Source organism: Brakhagea baltica, from assembly GCF_052161605.1.
In the GTDB taxonomy this organism is placed as follows: Bacteria; Planctomycetota; Planctomycetia; order Pirellulales; family Pirellulaceae; genus JBKCUI01.
This window is the reverse complement of sequence record NZ_CP197409.1, coordinates 2,612,235-2,627,449: the sequence shown is the minus strand read 5'-3', so window position 1 is coordinate 2,627,449 and position 15,215 is coordinate 2,612,235. Positions and strand designations below refer to the sequence as shown.

13 protein-coding genes are annotated in these 15,215 nt (G+C 52.1%); 2 read left to right on the top strand and 11 right to left on the bottom strand.

The annotated features are described in order from the left end of the window. Window positions 1-9 precede the first annotated feature (9 nt). The 11 genes from SH449x_RS09640 to SH449x_RS09590 form a co-directional block, all read right to left on the bottom strand. Entirely contained in the window at window positions 10-1,206 is a 1,197-nt protein-coding gene (locus tag SH449x_RS09640; RefSeq protein WP_482381125.1) for an iron-containing alcohol dehydrogenase, read from the bottom strand. After that, window positions 1,206-2,615 carry a DUF1501 domain-containing protein gene (locus SH449x_RS09635; RefSeq protein ID WP_482381124.1) on the bottom strand — a complete coding sequence of 470 codons (1,410 nt, stop codon included), beginning with the start codon at window positions 2,613-2,615 and terminating at the stop codon, window positions 1,206-1,208. The genes SH449x_RS09640 and SH449x_RS09635 overlap by 1 nt, the downstream gene beginning before the upstream one ends. A gap of 127 nt (window positions 2,616-2,742) precedes the next feature. After that, window positions 2,743-3,150, bottom strand: a complete 408-nt coding sequence (locus SH449x_RS09630; RefSeq protein WP_482381123.1) for a PIN domain-containing protein — start codon at window positions 3,148-3,150, stop codon at window positions 2,743-2,745. Next, the gene (locus SH449x_RS09625) at window positions 3,147-3,380 is read right to left on the bottom strand and encodes an AbrB/MazE/SpoVT family DNA-binding domain-containing protein (RefSeq protein WP_482381122.1); all 234 of its coding nucleotides are present in this window, start codon (window positions 3,378-3,380) and stop codon (window positions 3,147-3,149) included. The genes SH449x_RS09630 and SH449x_RS09625 overlap by 4 nt, the downstream gene beginning before the upstream one ends. A 240-nt stretch (window positions 3,381-3,620) precedes the next feature. Then, on the bottom strand, window positions 3,621-3,956 hold the full coding sequence (locus tag SH449x_RS09620; RefSeq protein WP_482381121.1) for a DUF3467 domain-containing protein: 336 nt from the start codon (window positions 3,954-3,956) through the stop codon (window positions 3,621-3,623). Window positions 3,957-4,049: 93 nt separating this feature from the next. Further along, window positions 4,050-6,296, bottom strand: a complete 2,247-nt coding sequence (locus SH449x_RS09615; protein WP_482381120.1) for a hemolysin D — start codon at window positions 6,294-6,296, stop codon at window positions 4,050-4,052. A 72-nt stretch (window positions 6,297-6,368) separates the two neighbouring features. Then, complete coding sequence (locus SH449x_RS09610) at window positions 6,369-7,655, bottom strand: efflux RND transporter periplasmic adaptor subunit (protein ID WP_482381119.1); 1,287 nt, start codon at window positions 7,653-7,655, stop codon at window positions 6,369-6,371. Between the two features lie 20 nt (window positions 7,656-7,675). Then, window positions 7,676-9,733 (bottom strand): GAF domain-containing protein, encoded by a 2,058-nt coding sequence (locus SH449x_RS09605; protein ID WP_482381118.1) that lies wholly within the window; start codon window positions 9,731-9,733, stop codon window positions 7,676-7,678. Between the two features lie 483 nt (window positions 9,734-10,216). Beyond that, entirely contained in the window at window positions 10,217-11,041 is an 825-nt protein-coding gene (locus SH449x_RS09600; protein ID WP_482381117.1) for a transglutaminase-like domain-containing protein, read from the bottom strand. Window positions 11,042-11,249: 208 nt separating this feature from the next. Further along, entirely contained in the window at window positions 11,250-13,058 is a 1,809-nt protein-coding gene (locus SH449x_RS09595) for a Y-family DNA polymerase (protein WP_482381116.1), read from the bottom strand. Next, the gene (locus tag SH449x_RS09590) at window positions 12,982-13,875 is read right to left on the bottom strand and encodes an ImuA family protein (RefSeq protein ID WP_482381115.1); all 894 of its coding nucleotides are present in this window, start codon (window positions 13,873-13,875) and stop codon (window positions 12,982-12,984) included. Before SH449x_RS09590 ends, SH449x_RS09595 begins: the two co-directional genes overlap by 77 nt. Window positions 13,876-14,027: 152 nt before the next feature. Between SH449x_RS09590 and SH449x_RS09585 the strand changes: the two genes are divergently transcribed. Both SH449x_RS09585 and SH449x_RS09580 read left to right on the top strand, forming a co-directional pair. Next, window positions 14,028-14,537, top strand: a complete 510-nt coding sequence (locus SH449x_RS09585; RefSeq protein WP_482381114.1) for a hypothetical protein — start codon at window positions 14,028-14,030, stop codon at window positions 14,535-14,537. Continuing rightward, entirely contained in the window at window positions 14,521-15,048 is a 528-nt protein-coding gene (locus SH449x_RS09580; RefSeq protein WP_482381113.1) for a low molecular weight protein-tyrosine-phosphatase, read from the top strand. The genes SH449x_RS09585 and SH449x_RS09580 overlap by 17 nt, the downstream gene beginning before the upstream one ends. The last annotated feature ends 167 nt before the right edge of the window (window positions 15,049-15,215 follow it).

The following is a 15,215-nucleotide window of genomic DNA, read 5'->3' as shown; positions in this document are numbered from 1 at the left end:
GTATACTCATCAAATCGCATTTTTCAAGATCGCGATCAAATCTGCTTCCGTTGGACGGCGGGCGGTGATCGACATCAGGCGTTCGATCTGAATCGCTTTCGTTGCTACAGTCGGTATGTGCTCCTCAAGGAGTCCAAGTTCACCTAGCTTAGTTCTTATTCCGATGCTGGATTGCAATGCTCGGACCGCTAATATGGCACCTTCTACGCTACAGGATTCGTAGGGATTGCCGGTCATCAGATGAGCGATCTTTCTCAAAGCAATATCGCATTCGTATCTATTGTATTCCATAACGTAGGGAAGCAATAATCCGTTCCCTTCGCCATGGCTACAATGGGTAATTGCTCCGATCGGGTACTCGAGGGCATGGACCAAGCCGACACCACTGTTCGAAAATGCCATCCCCGCGAGCATGGCAGCATACGCCATAGCATCGCGAGCCGCCGCGTCGTTGGGTGTGCGAACCGCTTGTTCAAGATTCTGTGCAATTAGTTTGATGGCTTCTCCGGCCAATAGCTCAGTGAATCGGTAGCTGCCTTCATAAGCGCGAGGGGTATCATTGCTCAACTCTGTGAATGGACGGTTGGTCATGGCCTCGATAGCGTGAACCAATGCGTCGATTCCGCTATGGGCCGTGACTCTGGGAGGGCAGGAGTCGGTAAGTCGCGAATCCACGATCGCAACACTTGGTCTTAGATAGGGACTAAGGGTGCTTACTTTTATCTGGGCCACAGTATCGGTCAAAACGGCGGAGTGCGACACTTCGCTACCCGTTCCTGAGGTGGTTGGAATAGCGATGAGAGGGGAAATCGGGCCGGGGACTTTATCAAAACCAAAGTAGTCAGCCGGTTTGCCTCCGTGCTTAAGAAGGATTGCTACGACTTTAGCAACGTCCATATTGCTTCCACCACCGATTCCGATGACTCCATCGGCGTCGATTTCACGTGCCTTGACGGTAGCTTTCTTTGCAATCTCAATCGATGGCTCGGCTTCTCCACCATCGAAGACGGCGACTTTCACGCCTCTCGCTTGAAGAGTTGCGATGGCATGTTGAACCAAGTCGATGTTGGCAACAATGGAATCCGTGACAACGGCTAACGTTTTGAGCTGCCTGCGATCGATCTCTTCACTCAGCTTTGTAAGCGATCCGCGACCGAAGTAGATAGTTCCTGCCGCTGAAAATTTCCAAAAGGGATATGCGTTCACTAGCTAATGATCTCTTTCACAACACGACCATACACGTCGGTCAATCGAAAGGCTCTCCCGGCGTGCTCGAACGTCAAGCGTTCGTGGTCCAAGCCCAACAGATGAAGTATCGTAGCGTGTAGATCATGCATGTGAACCTTGTCTTGGATCGCGAGTTGGCCAAACTCGTCGGTCGCGCCGTGGGCAAAGCCTGATTTCACTCCACCACCAGCGAGCCATACCGTAAATCCACCTGGATTATGATCACGCCCAGTTCCCATTTGCTGAGCGTAGGGGGCGCGCCCGAATTCGCTTCCCCACCACACCAGCGTATCTTCGAGCAAGCCGCGTTGCTCCAAATCTTGCAATAGAGCTGCTATTGGTTTGTCGACAGCCAACGCGTGCTCGGCATGTTTAGGCATGTTGGAATGCTGGTCCCAGGCGGGGTTGGCTGAGTTGTCTCCATAGTTAACTTGGATGAATCTAACACCAGCCTCCGCCAGTCTTCTCGCGAGGAGGCATCGTTTGCCGTAACTGCTGGTCTTGGAATCATCCAGCCCGTACATTTGCTTGGTCGATTCCGTCTCAGTTTCGAAATCTAGGAGTTCGGGTGCAACGGCCTGCATCCGCCAAGCTAATTCCTGCGATTTGATAATGGCCTCGAAGTCTTCGTTCACACCACCACGCCTTTCGCTCTGAAGCAGGTTGAGGCGTTGCAGCGCAACGAGTTGTTGTCGATCTATAGCTTTCGAGTTTAGATGGTTAATGCTCAGTTCTTGGCGGTCAGCTCCGCCAATCGGTGTTCCTTGATGTTTTGCGGGCAGGAACGCATTGCCGTAATTGCGAGTACCGCCATTTCCGATCGAAGGAGCGATCGAGATAAAGGCGGGCAGGTTTTCATTTTCGGTTCCCAATCCGTAATCGATCCAGGATCCTATCGAAGGGCGAATCTGATTCTGCGCTCCGCAATGAAGAAAGAGGGTTGCGGGGCCGTGTGCGACACCCTCTGTGTTCATGCTGTGAATAAAAGACATCTTGTCAACATGCTTTGCCATTTCGGGGAAAAGGCTCGAAACCCATCTGCCGCATGCACCATGCTGCTGAAAATCCCAAAGCGGCTTCATGATCCTTTGCTCGGTACCCATGGTCCCTGTGTTGGCGACCTGGCGAGGGTCATCGAAAGCAATCAGTTCCCCGTCACGTTGATACAGCAACGGTTTGCGATCGAAGGAATCAACTTGGCTCACTCCCCCCTGCATGAACAGAAAAATGACTCGTTTGGCCCGAGCAGGTAGGTGACCAGCAGTGGTGCTTCCGAACGGTGGTTCGAATGGCAGTGCAGGGCTAGCGATCGTCTTTGAAGCCAGAGAGGCTGCGGCCAAGGCAGCGAAGCCACAGGCGGAGCTTTCCAGAAGTGTGCGTCTCAACATGGTACGGACTCACGAACAAGGCAAGATCATTAAAGGTGGGGAGCCCTACTATTGTACACGACGCGAAGCGGAGGGGGCGAATGGATACTAAGAATACTCGCAGTGCATGGCTCATCACCGAGAGATCTCATTCGAACGGATTGACGACCTCGATTCCTGCAAAGGCAAAGTCCTTGCTATTTCTGGTGACGACCGGCAGTTGGTGCTGGCGAGCCGTTGCGGCAATAAGGCTGTCTTTCACAGGCATCGCACGGCCCTGCTTCCTCAATTCCGAAAGCAGCTGTGCCCAGTGCTCTGATGTTTGTGCATCAAAATCTAGCATTACCAGATAGCCAATGACCGTTTCAAACCACGCGAGCAGATTGCTACGCCTCTTGCTTTTAGGCAAAAGGAGGATTCCAAATTTTAGCTCACCTAGAATAATCGGATTAATCGCCAATTGAGTCTCGTGAATTGTAAGCCACTCCACTACGCTCGAATCAGGATTAGGCTTAGTCGCTTCGCTAAGTACGTTTGCATCCACAAGAAATTTCATCGCAGCGAATCCGTTGATTCAGATTCGATTGGTCGAAACCAATCCGGCGCTGGGCAACGGGCGAGCGATTGGACCAGCCCTGGTTTTCCTGGCTGGCGAATCTTCGTAAGCAGGTATTGACCTTCCGAAATTCGCTCGATTTCGAATACCTGGCCAGGTACTAAATGATCCACCTCGCGAAGTTCAACGGGCAAAACAATTTGCCCTTTAGAAGAGAGTTGTGTATTCATACAAGTAAGATACAGTCTTACCGCAGCAGCGTCAAGCCACCATATCTGGCACCACCACAACGGCAGTCGCTTAGGGGAAGAAACTTAATCGCGGATTATTTCCGCGTAGAGTTGAGGGGAATCATCATCCTGGCACTTTTGGTTAAGCAACGAAAAAAGCCCTGTTGTGGAACAGAGCTTCTAAGTTTTCGTCAATCGGGAGCACCTTCATCAACGGGCGGTGCGGTACCGAACATTCGACTACTGTTGTATCTTGAGTCGTTTCTGGATGTCGGTTTCCAGGACGCCGAACACCGCTTCGTGTCGCTGAACGGACATCGAGAGCGCTGCTAGCAATCGCTTCGCGGTGTAGAAATTCATAATGATTCGTTGTTTAACAACGATCGGGTCCTTGGGAATACCGACTGGTTGTGGGTTGAGACCAAAGTCTACAATCAACTCTTCAGGGGAACCGGTAACGCGGCAGAAGTTCGCATAGAGAGCGAGAGCATCTTCGTCCTTTACCTGAACCTGCACAGGTTGTTGTGCTTGGGTGGGTTGCTGGGTTGCTTGTGGGGTTTCTACTTCTGACGACATAACTCAATTCTCCTAAGTCCAAAAACTGGAAAGCTTGTGGGCTCTTCCAAATACAGTGTCAATATACCACGTATTCCAGTGCACGTAGCCGCACTAACCAAGAAATCTAAAATTAAACGTTTTCATTATGTAACGATAAAATCTCCATCCGAGCGAACGCCAGGAGAGGTGCACGTTGGTTCGACCTCGGTAACCAGGCCGCAGCATATAGTCGAGGTCTTCGAACTCTACTCTTGCTTGATAGGTCGTGCTGATGGGCACAACCCTGCCTGACTCGTCGGTTCTGGTGTCCAGCGCACCGCCTGCCTGTGTCGACACATTGGAGGAAGCCTCGGTAAGTCGGGATTCGGAAAACCCAACGATTCGACCTTTAAACGACTTAAGCTTTGCAGAGTCGAACATAATCTCAACTTCATTGCCTACCTCGAGCAGGTTTCGATCGTACTGGTCGACGAGGAGTTCCCCTTCCATCTCGTTTCGAGGCGCGACAATACACAAAAGTTCCCCATCGCTGAAAACAAGTTGTTTGTTGCTGGGGTGAAATGGATTTCCAGTCCAGCCCTGTAGTTGCCCCTGAGCATCGAGAGTCTTGTTATCTTTCTTTTCTGGTGGAGCGAAAACGATCCCATCAATGGGGCTGCGAATCACTAACCGTTCGAGCTTGCGCTCGATCTCCTGCACAGCCCGTACCGTGCGGTCGAAAGTCTTCTGTTCTTCGTTCGCTGCGCTAGTAAGCCCCGGATCAACGCTTTTACGATCCTTTAATATCTCCAGTCGACGAGCCGATAGATCTTGCTCTGCCTGCGCTTTGGCGAGTTGGATCTTAAGGTCTATGCTATCTAAAACGCATAGGATGTCGCCTTGTTGAACGCTGTCACCCGGTTGAACTCGCCATTCTACTAACTCTCCGGGTACCGTGGATCGAACCTCAACGCCGTCTCGCGGCTTGGTCTCGATCGAGCATCGGACGCTAAAGGGTAGCGGAAGGAAAAACACGACGGAAAGAACAGCTGCGGTCACCGCCAAGCTGGTCAGTATGTTCGCACGCTTCATCTTCGATGCCTTTCCAGGGGTCTTAAAAAATTTCACGATCGAAATGATTCCAGGAGCCAACATCCCAACGACGCCCGCCACAGCAATGGCACGCCCCAGAGCTTGCAGACCGTATGGCTTCAGAACTTCGTTCAGGAACATGATGATACTGATGGTGACGACCCACCGGTAAATGTTAGACGCGACGGTGAAAAGTCCGAACCAAAACAAATTTTTCGTGGGAAGAAATGGATTGTCTTGAAGCTCTAATCCCAAGCAATTCTTTTGGAACCAACGCTTCAGAACCTCGTTGGCTTTCTGTCGTAAATTCGGGATCTCGATCATGTCCATCAAGATGTAGTATCCGTCGAATCGCAAAAGCGGATTCCCATTGAAAACGACGGTGCTTACGGAACAGATGAACATGACACTAAGACAGAGAAAATTGAACATCCCGTCTTCGCTGAACCACCAAAGAAAGGTGGCTATGGACGCTAAAAACAACTCGACATAGATTCCTGCTGCTCCAATAAAGACACGCTGCCACTTATTGGGTAGCATCCAGGAATCGGATACATTGCAATAAAGGCATGGAGTAAACACGAGGAACATTACCCCCATCTCGTGGCATTCCCCCCCGAACTTCTTACAGCTCAACCCGTGCCCGAATTCGTGCAAGACCTTGACCGCTGCCATCGTAAGCCCCAGATAGAGCCAGTTGTCGGCAGCGAAGAATTGTTGGAAGGTCGGTAGTTTGGACTTAAAGTCTTGGAAGTTCACTAGAACCAACATGATGGCTGACAAGCCAAACATGATGACGAATAACAACGCCCAGGTGCTAAACACCCATCCAAACCAAGGCAATATGCGATTGAGAATTCGTTCGGGGTCAATGCCCCGGAAGCGAATGGCAAAAATGTTCGAGAGTTTTCCTATCAACTCTTTCTTTTTCTTCTGATCTCCTCTTCGTCGCAGTTGTCTGCCCTGACCTCCCGTATGTGATATGACCAAACCACTCCGGTGAAGCATGCCCACAAACTGCTGGAGATCCTGAAGCGAAATCCGCTGAGGAGCAAATTGTGCTTGGAAGTTATCCTTGATCTGCTGCAAGCTCGTTTCGCCGTCCAGCATATTCAGGATGGCGAACTCTTCATCGTGAAAACGAAAGTAATTGAGTCCCACCGGTTCCTTCACGACCCAGTAGGCTTTGCCATGATATTTGTTTCGACGTGCTTCCAAGTCGGGGCGTCGACGCAACTTGAGCGGTCGCATCGCGCTGTTGACTAGTGAGTCAGCCATCGAGGTCATGGGTTTACAGCTTTAAGAAAGAGATAAAACTAGTTGAAAGGAATTCGAGTATCGATTCTCACTCAGTCAGGATCAGTTTTGATAAGCAACCGGTTGGATCTCGACCTTGGCCCGCATACCACCGCGGAACAGGTACTGACCATCTCGTAGCAATCGATTGTCGATCTCAATCCAAAAGGGATAATTGTTGGGCGTTCGAGAATTGGGGGCGACGTACCCGACGATTCCGTCAACAGTTTCCAAGACGCCCGGAGCAATGTTGATCGTAATCCGAGCGGGAGCGTTCAAAATCGCATGAGGGGGAACATCATCTGTCAGCTTAACCGCCCCATTGACCCGCACCTTGCGCATATCGGTAAGGTTAAGAATCGGTTCGCCAGCTCGGACATAGGCCGACTGTCGCTTCTTGACTTCACTGACCATCCCCTCCCAGGGGGCTTCAAATCGACGCATTTCTAGTTGCACTTTCGCAGCGTCGAGTTTGGCTTCCGAAACACCGACCAATGCGGCGTCCTTAACCTTGTCCATCTCCGAGACTTTGATCTGGAGGCGGGCTTTATCGGCTTCGAGTCTTTTGCGTTCATTAGCCATTGCGTCTTCGGCATTCTTGCTGACTAGGTCGTTAGAGATTTGAAATTCTTTTTTCGCAACCTCATAGGCTAACTTAGAAAACTCAAGACTGCTATCGTCCTCATATTTAATTCTTGCTTGCTCTAGCTCCTTCTCTTGTACCGATATCTCAGCGTTGGCCAAACGAGGATCAAGCTGGTAGATCAAATCCCCCTTCTTGACGAGGCTTCCGTCATCGACCAGCAAGCTGGTAATAATCCCATCCGCCTGGGCCGGTACGGTAACGTCGTTAACGAAGATCAAGGCCGCGTTTTCGTCAACCAAATAGCGACTGCTAGCTGCTGACGGTACCGCTACACCATCGCCGGGCAATTGCTCGAATGAGCTTAGCCGCGTGGTCGGAGTTCTTTTGGGACTGGTTTGGATGGCGTTGACGGTTCGTGGTGCAGCAGCCTCCGTGGATTGAGCCAGGCGAATCATCGGGTCGGAACCAATTGCATTTGCTTGAGCGTGCGAGGTGGAGGCGGATTGATCGGGTGCAATGGCATCGATTTCGACCAGCTTGCCGACGAATTCCGATTCCGAAGGCTGTGCATTGACATCTGCAAAGCGAGACTTATCAGTCAATCGCAGATCTGCGACAGGCGACGTTGCCGCAGTTCGCGACCCTACCTCGATTCCAAGGGATGGTGCCATGCTATGAACAAACTGCCGAACCTGAGGGACGGCTGAAAGCCCAGCGAACGCAGCAACGGCGATGGCGCCGGAAACAACAAAGGCTTTATTCACAACTCACTCCGATAAGATGATTAGAACCAAACGTATGCTCGAACCCATTCCACAATTTCGTGGAACCAAACGAATGCAGCACTCGCCCGACCTGCTTTGACTCGGGCGATAACTCGTGCCCCGGGATTCTTCTTGATATCTTTCAAAGCATCAGGATCAGGGGTACAGCGGAGCTTCAGGACCGGCCCGTCGTCAGAGTCCAATTCCGCCCGACCCGCGACATTCTCTAGAGCCAGTTTTCCAGTGTATTCGATGGACGGATCGGTCATCAAGATAAACGTAACGGGCAAATAACCTTGCTCTTTCTCCTTAGCAAAGGCTTGTTCCAGGTACCGAACCTTCTTCTCCGGCAACAAGACCTCTAATTCCCATTCCGCATCCTTGTTCGCAATCGTCATCAATCGCTGGCCCATGACAACCGGTCGACGATTGAGAACCCGCTCAATATCCCAATCCATTACCACCCCATCGATCGGGCTGGTGCGAATCATCTTGTCTTCTTTTTCACGTAGAAGAATCAACTGGGTAGTATAAGACTTGATAGTCTCTTCCGTCTCGGTGATTTCTCTCTGGATTCTAAACTCTTCGTCCCGAGAGGATCCACTAAACTGGCGACTTTGGTTGCTGAGATTGTCCAGCTTGGTGACTTGCAGCTTGAGTTGATCCTCCACGCCTTTGATTTCGCGGGAGAGATCATCATCTTTCATCATGACTAGCTGCTGGCCTGCGGTAACCTTGGAACCGTGTTTTACAAATACATCTTCAACGTTTCCGTTGGCGTGCGCGTAGACATTCTCCTCAATGGATGGTTTTAGCTGGCCATTCCCCTTGAGCTTGAAGTCAATCTGAACCACAAACAATGCCAAGATGCCAGCTGCAATCGCTCCCAAAACGGCTACTGTTTTCGGTAGAGCAGATCCTCGGAACATCCAGAGGGAGCGATCTAGAAATCGCCAAACCGGCATGAACAAAATATTCGAGTGTGTTAGCGAGTTGGACATGGCGCGACAAGCGTGCTCATAGACCAAGTCCACTCGACCTTCTAGCATCGGACGCGAGAGTTGCGTTTCAATCTGTTCAACTATTAACGCCCCGATAATCTTTCGGCGCTGCCGTGCCTCATTGGTCTCGTTCCGAGCGGCCAGGACGTCCCCCTCGATGGTTTTCTCGGGCTGACGTATCGGCAGAATTGTGATTGTACGCCCGTGAGAGAGGTCGACGTAGTCTTCAACTGCCTCTTCGAGTTGTGGTGGCAAGTCCTCCGTACTGCCGTCATACCAGAGAGGTTCACCACTCTTCACGACCTTAGTGGCCAACGCGTTGAGTGCTTGGACGATGTTGGATCGGTTCTCGATCGAGTCTTGCCCTGAAATGGCGATTACTTTTGTCTTACCACCTTTCATGGATGCCACGCTTACGCGATCGCATTCGATCAAGCGGCGGCCTTCGTTGGCGATTGTGTAGGCCGTATCTCGAAGATCGAGGTTGTCGTGGACCAAGCGAGCGAACTGGTCCGCTTGCTGCCACATCTCCTGTCTGGTGGAGACTTGCTGGAGCGCGTGATTCTGAAGCCATTCACCAATCAGTTTGGTCATGTGCTCCAAGAATCGCAGATAACCTCGCTGAGCTTCCGCAGGTGCGTTGGCTCGTTGTAAAATTTCAAGGAGCCCCACCGTTTGCTTATTCGAGACCAACGGAGCAGTGACGAGTAAGTGGGGGGTCGGATTACCCTCGCCATCCGCGTCGCCCGAACTTGAGAAGGGAGGAACGAGTTCTGCCCGTCCCTGGGTCATTAATCGTCCGACCAGTCGACCATGCTGCATCGATTCCGCCTTGTCCGACTGCATCAGAATCGGATCCAGCTGGACTTGGTGGGCCAATCGCATTGCCCCATCCGGATCAACCAACCAGACCGCTCCGCCCTCGGCGGCTAGCGCAGAAATAATCCTTTGCAAGACAGCAGGATAATACTCCGTCGCCTTGGTATCCGACTTGGATAGCTCCGTAATTTCGGTTACGAGCGTACGAATCCGCCGCTTGGTCTGCTCTACGTTTTCGTCCGTTGCGCTAGAAGACATAGTATTTGGTCAGCAAAATGAGAAACAAGCTAGCAAAGTTCGACATCCATCCATCGAACAATCTCGAGAATTGCCTTCAGACAAATTGTCAGCGATAGAACGGATCACTGTCAACATAGAAGCGATGAGGTCGGTATAAAAGGCGTAAATCAGACAACTATCCTGTTAATGTGAAATTGGATGGCAAAGTCTAACGTCTGAATGGTTTGGGAGGAGCTGAACGCGAGCGTAGACCAGGACCTCTACGCAAACTATTTATAGAAAATCCCCCCTTATGGAGGAATCCTAAAATTCGTTAATTCCCGAACTCCCTAAAACACTTAACTTCAAGCCTGCCTTTTGGCGAGCGAATATTTATTCTTCAACGAGACACTTGGGCTGTCGCGGTCTGAAAGCGAAGCGTCTGCGCGGCAGCCAAAAGCACCGCTTCAAAGTCCCGGTGAAATCCGTCTTTCTTCGGTTCGTTTTTCGAACTCTATCACCTTAACGAATGCGTGGATCGCTGACCTCGTCGGTCCAGACTCGGAAGGTGTGAAGCCGATTGGTACCAAATGTCGTGGTTAACGCAACATCGGCGGCGTCTCGCCCCCGAGCCATTAGAACGCGACCGATTCGAGGTACGTTGTTTCGTGCATCAAAGGTATACCATTGGCCTCCCAAAAACGCTTCCAACCAACCACTGAAATCCATCGGGTCCGCAGAGGGAGGAACCCCAATGTCCCCCAAGTATCCGGTACAGTACCGTGCGGGAATATTGCAGGCTCGGCAGAAAGCGATCGCAAGGTGAGCGTAATCTCGGCAAACTCCCACTCGCTCCCGATAGGTTTCTAAGGCAGTCCGATTGGCTCGGGCCATCATGTAATCAAAGCGAATGAATCGGTGTACGTAATCGCAAATCGCTTGGACGCGTGGCCATCCAGGTAATGTTCCACCAAAAAGACTCCAGGCGATATCGCGCAACTCACTATCAACATCACAGTATCGGCTCGGCAGGAGATAAAGCAACGTTTCATGAGGCAAATCCTGCACCTGAGCTTGTGGGGCTCCCGGGACCTGCAAGTCCGTCAATCCACAATCCTCGACAATGGCTTCGTTCCAAAACCTGACGATTCCTGGAGGTGCTACAATCCGAGCGCAACGATTTCCGTATCCGTCAAAATAGTTTTGCAGAGGCAACGATGGGGTAATAAGCAATTGATCACCACGGATGGTGGTGAACTCCCGTGACGGATGCAAGTACAACATCAACAGCATCGGGGATGCTTGGGGCGATTCGAACGCGATTTCATAACCAACTTTGAGAAACATTAACGAATAGCTTTTCGTTGAATCGTTTAAAATGGAAAGGCCAGCTACTGACCTTAGCCTTCCTTCTCCCAGAGAACAAGCCTCTTAGTTCCTAAAGACAGAAGTTTCCCCCGTCTCGATTACCTCAAATCACCAAACTGGTTATTCGCTTTGAATACCGCACTCCGTTGCATAGATGTGAACTCTCTATCTGTTCTAGCTATCTGTTCTAGTCCATAACTCCATGCAAGAACCAGGTTTTGCTCGTGAGATCACGATAGACCCACAACCAGATACCGTTTTCTAACACCAACCGATAGTAGTCACGTCGTTGAGTCACCCCGTTCCACCAGCCACTCTCGACTCGTTCTGGTCCTGTCCAATCCACAACTCGCACATTGGAACGAGGGTAGCAAACTACGGTCGGCTTCCCAGTTTCACCGAATTCACTCACCTTTAGTTCGACTGGCTTCTTGAGCAATAGACTCGGTCTGCGCCATACCTGATGTTTGCTCGGTCCAAGAGAAATTTCCTCCGATTGATAATCGCGGCGCGGAGGTCGACGCAGCTTGCGCTTGACCTCTTGTTTGCCACCATCCTTACGCCAGCCCGTCATGGGACGCCACGTAAAGGTGGCTTCAGGAAGCGGATTCGGTTTCGTGACGGGAGTGAGTACGTTCTCTCGTCCTAATCGCACACTTACGCTGTCGATAAACTTGGCGATCGTGTCGCGATGCTTGGTCGATTCCGAATCAAACAAGCTGGCTTGCGACCAGATCAATGGTGCCGATAGGGTGACCTGAGTGCGAATCCCTTTGGCCCAGTAGCTACCACCCAATCGAAAGGCAGGGGACTCTATCTGTGATTGCAATAGCCACATCAAATGTTCAGCATCATTCGATGGTTGGAATAACCCGATTTGTAACATGCTGGCCAACGAGGGTTGATTGACTATAGAAGGTTGATTGAGAGGTCCTGAAGTGGGCGTTGCAGAAGACGAACTGGAACTGGAACTGGTTGGCAGTGCTTCGTCGATATCGAACGCGTTCTTCTCCATCGCAACACGACATACCAGCCTCAATGCTCCATGACCTAGACTATCAAGCCGTTTGCAGAGTTGGCTGACATGCACGGAAATCCGCTCGCGAACCGCGTCTTTCTCTGGCTGTGGAAACTCAAAGAGTTCATCGATCTCCAGTTCAGGACTGGCGCGAAGGGTTTGGATGGTTTCCGATTCCGTACCTAGCAATTGATCGATACGCTTTAAAAGTAGGTCTCCGAACCGCGATGGCAAACTGCTTCGCGGCAGTTGTACCAACTGGTCGACACGCCGGATTCCCAATCGATGCAGCTTGGAGCACGTGGCAAGATCGATTCGCAGCGATTCGATAGGCAGCTTTAACAATGTCGCGTGTAAGTCGTCTGATTCACCTTGAGGAATCCCCGCTAACAAAGCCCCTTCTGGTACTGGCGAGCCACGTTCCGCATCTAACAATCGACCTGCCATCACATGACGATGGACGTAATTGGCTAGTCCCCACGCTTGCCCGATCTGGTTACCAATAGCCATGGCAGCAACCCAACCGCGACTGGTCAGCCAGGAATCCACTTGGCTGGCAAACGACAGCTCGCCTCCGAATAGGTCTGGGATGCCCGTAATATCGAGGTAGAGGGATTGAGGTTCGTGAAGGGAGCGGCCAGCCCAAGGATCCTTGTCGAGCGTTTCGATGCCGACGATGGGGCTAAAAGATTGTGCCGCCTCGGCCAATTGGACCAGAGCTTCCAAGTCGGTTTGCGGGTCGTGTTCCTGCACGTCAGCATCGGGACAGAGTGGGCCGCATTGACTGAGGGGCATTTGGGGCAGAACACCTGCAGCCCGAGCTGTTTGATTCGCGGCAGCGACAATCTGGCCTCGGCGCGAATCGGTACGGTAGAGGATGACCGGCCCGACAGCGCCAGGCTCAGCCAGCCGCTTCGCGACGCACGCGCGCTGGCTTGGCCAGTTCGGCAGCCAAAGGCACATGATTCGTTTTGGCATTCCCTACCTCTCGTCCATCCGATTCGATCCATTCACCGTGGGCACCGATCCCGATACGCAGCCTAGCACCGGCTCTTCCGCCAGAACAACGTTTCAGTGTCATGCGAAACCATCGAGTCGAAGAAAACGTCGCGGGCGATTCGCTCGCGATATACCACTGGACATCGGCCCAGCTACGTTCGCAACGAGCCTCAGCCGCAGGTCGCACGAGAATGGCCAGCCCACCACCCGTCTCGGTGGCGAGTTGTAAACGTCTAGCAACTCGATCATCGAGCCGATCCACATGCGCGATAACGCAACCGACCGCCGGGCAACGGAGCGCCTGGTCCAAGCTCCACAGCAGGTCGGCGTAATTGGTCGGTCGCAATCCGATGACGCGATCTAAAGGCAACCCGAGATGCTCGAGGGCTGGTGGATAGTAGGGAGTGGGAGGCTCGATCAGAACGATATACTTGCCAGCAGTCGCGTGAGAGGGGGCGTGAGAGGGGGCGTGAGAGGGAGTCGTGCCGAGATCGGGCTGGATCACTTGCTTGGCAATCCGCAGGGCGATGCTGGTGGCTCCGACGGGCAAGCCGCGCGGGGTGGTGAGTTCCAGAAGGGTTCCACCCAAAAATCCGCCGTTTGGCAAGCAGCGATCGAGAGCAGGCGACCCCGACGAGATCACCGGTCCTGTTCGTCGAATATGAGATTGGATATCACGGATTTGCTCTCCCAATCGACTCACGATTTGCTGGGCATCAGGTGCGACAGCAGAAGCGATCGATCGAGGCCTCGATGGCAGAGACGGAGATCCGGACAGAGATACAGAACTGGACATAGAATGCCTTTACATCGGTTGACCCTCGGAAAAACCTGAGGGGAACATCCGCTTAATGCTAGCATTCCGATCCCTTCAGGTCCAAAGGAATCCGATTAGAAGGGCTGGGTTGACTCGTCTGGTCACGAGCCGCAAGAATTTTGCTGACCGAGATGTGCGACCAACGATTACCGGCTGCTGGGCGTCAGTTCGCTGGTGCGGGAGTCGCTGGTGCGGGATTCACTCACACGGGAGATTTTGGGAGGGAAGCGATTCGACTGGAAGAGGCGTTCCCAGAGGCTGGCTTTTCGGAGGCGTCGATCGTTGATGGGCAACGTGTGCAGTTTGCCGGTCCTGGTTTCGAGGACGAGTTCCTTTTCGCGAACTTCTCGGACGACCCAGTATTTGTCGACTTCGTAGGAATACAATTCGCCTCGGGGGGCTGGGCTGATATTTTTGGCGCGAGGACCTGGAGAACGGCTATACTTTTCCCTCGTGTAGACGACCCAATCATTGGGATGAAACGAATTGCTCACCGATCTTTGTCCTTTGTAACGGTTTCTGCCCACGACAAACCTCCGGGGTTTTATCGACACTACCATTGTTTATCTCGAGTGACCGATGTTCCAGGGCAGCTCCTTAATATTCACGTAAATCTAACAGACAATGACGAATTTTCTTGATCATTCCCAATTGCCAGCATCAGATCGTTACGGAATCCAGTTCGTGTGTCTAGGGAACATTTGTCGTTCCCCGGCGGCAGAAGGGATCATGGCGCGTTTGGTAAAGGAGTCGGGGCTCGACGATCGAATCTTGGTGGATTCGGCGGGAACAGCTGGCTACCACATCGGCAAGCTGCCGGACCATCGCATGCGAGCCGCCGCACTTCGTCGGGGATTCGAGCTTCGGAGTTCCGCGAAGCAGTTCGAGCGATCCTTTTTGCGAGACCGCAAGCTGGTGATTGCCATGGACCGGGACAATTATCGAGAGATACAGCGACATCAAACAGGCATCGCCCCCAACGTGAAGCTCTTTAGCGAATACCTTGATGATAGCTGGCCAAACGATGTACCCGACCCATATTACGGCGGAGAGGATGGGTTCGAGTATGTGCTGGACATGCTCGAAGCCGGCTGTCCGCGAATTCTTGAACAGATTCGGAGTGAGCTCGGGCTCGCGGCCCCCTCGCAGTGAGCTGATGACGTGAGCTGATGGGGGGACTGAGAATCTGAAGAATTTCGGAAATTTCCACGCCGCAGGACCAGACGTGTCACACTGGGATGCGAAAACTTAGTCAGGCGAGGCAGGTATCTGATTGTGAACGCGGCTGGAATGCGTTAGCATCCTGTAAAAGCAGCGTT

What these genes read in the sequence shown, in the direction of transcription:
- SH449x_RS09600 (WP_482381117.1), bottom strand. Translation starts at nt 11,041, where the DNA reads ATGTTTCTCAAAGTTGGTTATGAAATCGCGTTCGAATCGCCCCAAGCA.
- SH449x_RS09635 (WP_482381124.1), bottom strand. Translation starts at nt 2,615, where the DNA reads ATGTTGAGACGCACACTTCTGGAAAGCTCCGCCTGTGGCTTCGCTGCC.
- SH449x_RS09585 (WP_482381114.1), top strand. Translation starts at nt 14,028, where the DNA reads ATGTGCGACCAACGATTACCGGCTGCTGGGCGTCAGTTCGCTGGTGCG.
- SH449x_RS09630 (WP_482381123.1), bottom strand. Translation starts at nt 3,150, where the DNA reads ATGAAATTTCTTGTGGATGCAAACGTACTTAGCGAAGCGACTAAGCCT.
- SH449x_RS09625 (WP_482381122.1), bottom strand. Translation starts at nt 3,380, where the DNA reads ATGAATACACAACTCTCTTCTAAAGGGCAAATTGTTTTGCCCGTTGAA.
- SH449x_RS09590 (WP_482381115.1), bottom strand. Translation starts at nt 13,875, where the DNA reads ATGTCCAGTTCTGTATCTCTGTCCGGATCTCCGTCTCTGCCATCGAGG.
- SH449x_RS09605 (WP_482381118.1), bottom strand. Translation starts at nt 9,733, where the DNA reads ATGTCTTCTAGCGCAACGGACGAAAACGTAGAGCAGACCAAGCGGCGG.
- SH449x_RS09615 (WP_482381120.1), bottom strand. Translation starts at nt 6,296, where the DNA reads ATGACCTCGATGGCTGACTCACTAGTCAACAGCGCGATGCGACCGCTC.
- SH449x_RS09595 (WP_482381116.1), bottom strand. Translation starts at nt 13,058, where the DNA reads ATGCCAAAACGAATCATGTGCCTTTGGCTGCCGAACTGGCCAAGCCAG.
- SH449x_RS09620 (WP_482381121.1), bottom strand. Translation starts at nt 3,956, where the DNA reads ATGTCGTCAGAAGTAGAAACCCCACAAGCAACCCAGCAACCCACCCAA.
- SH449x_RS09580 (WP_482381113.1), top strand. Translation starts at nt 14,521, where the DNA reads ATGACGAATTTTCTTGATCATTCCCAATTGCCAGCATCAGATCGTTAC.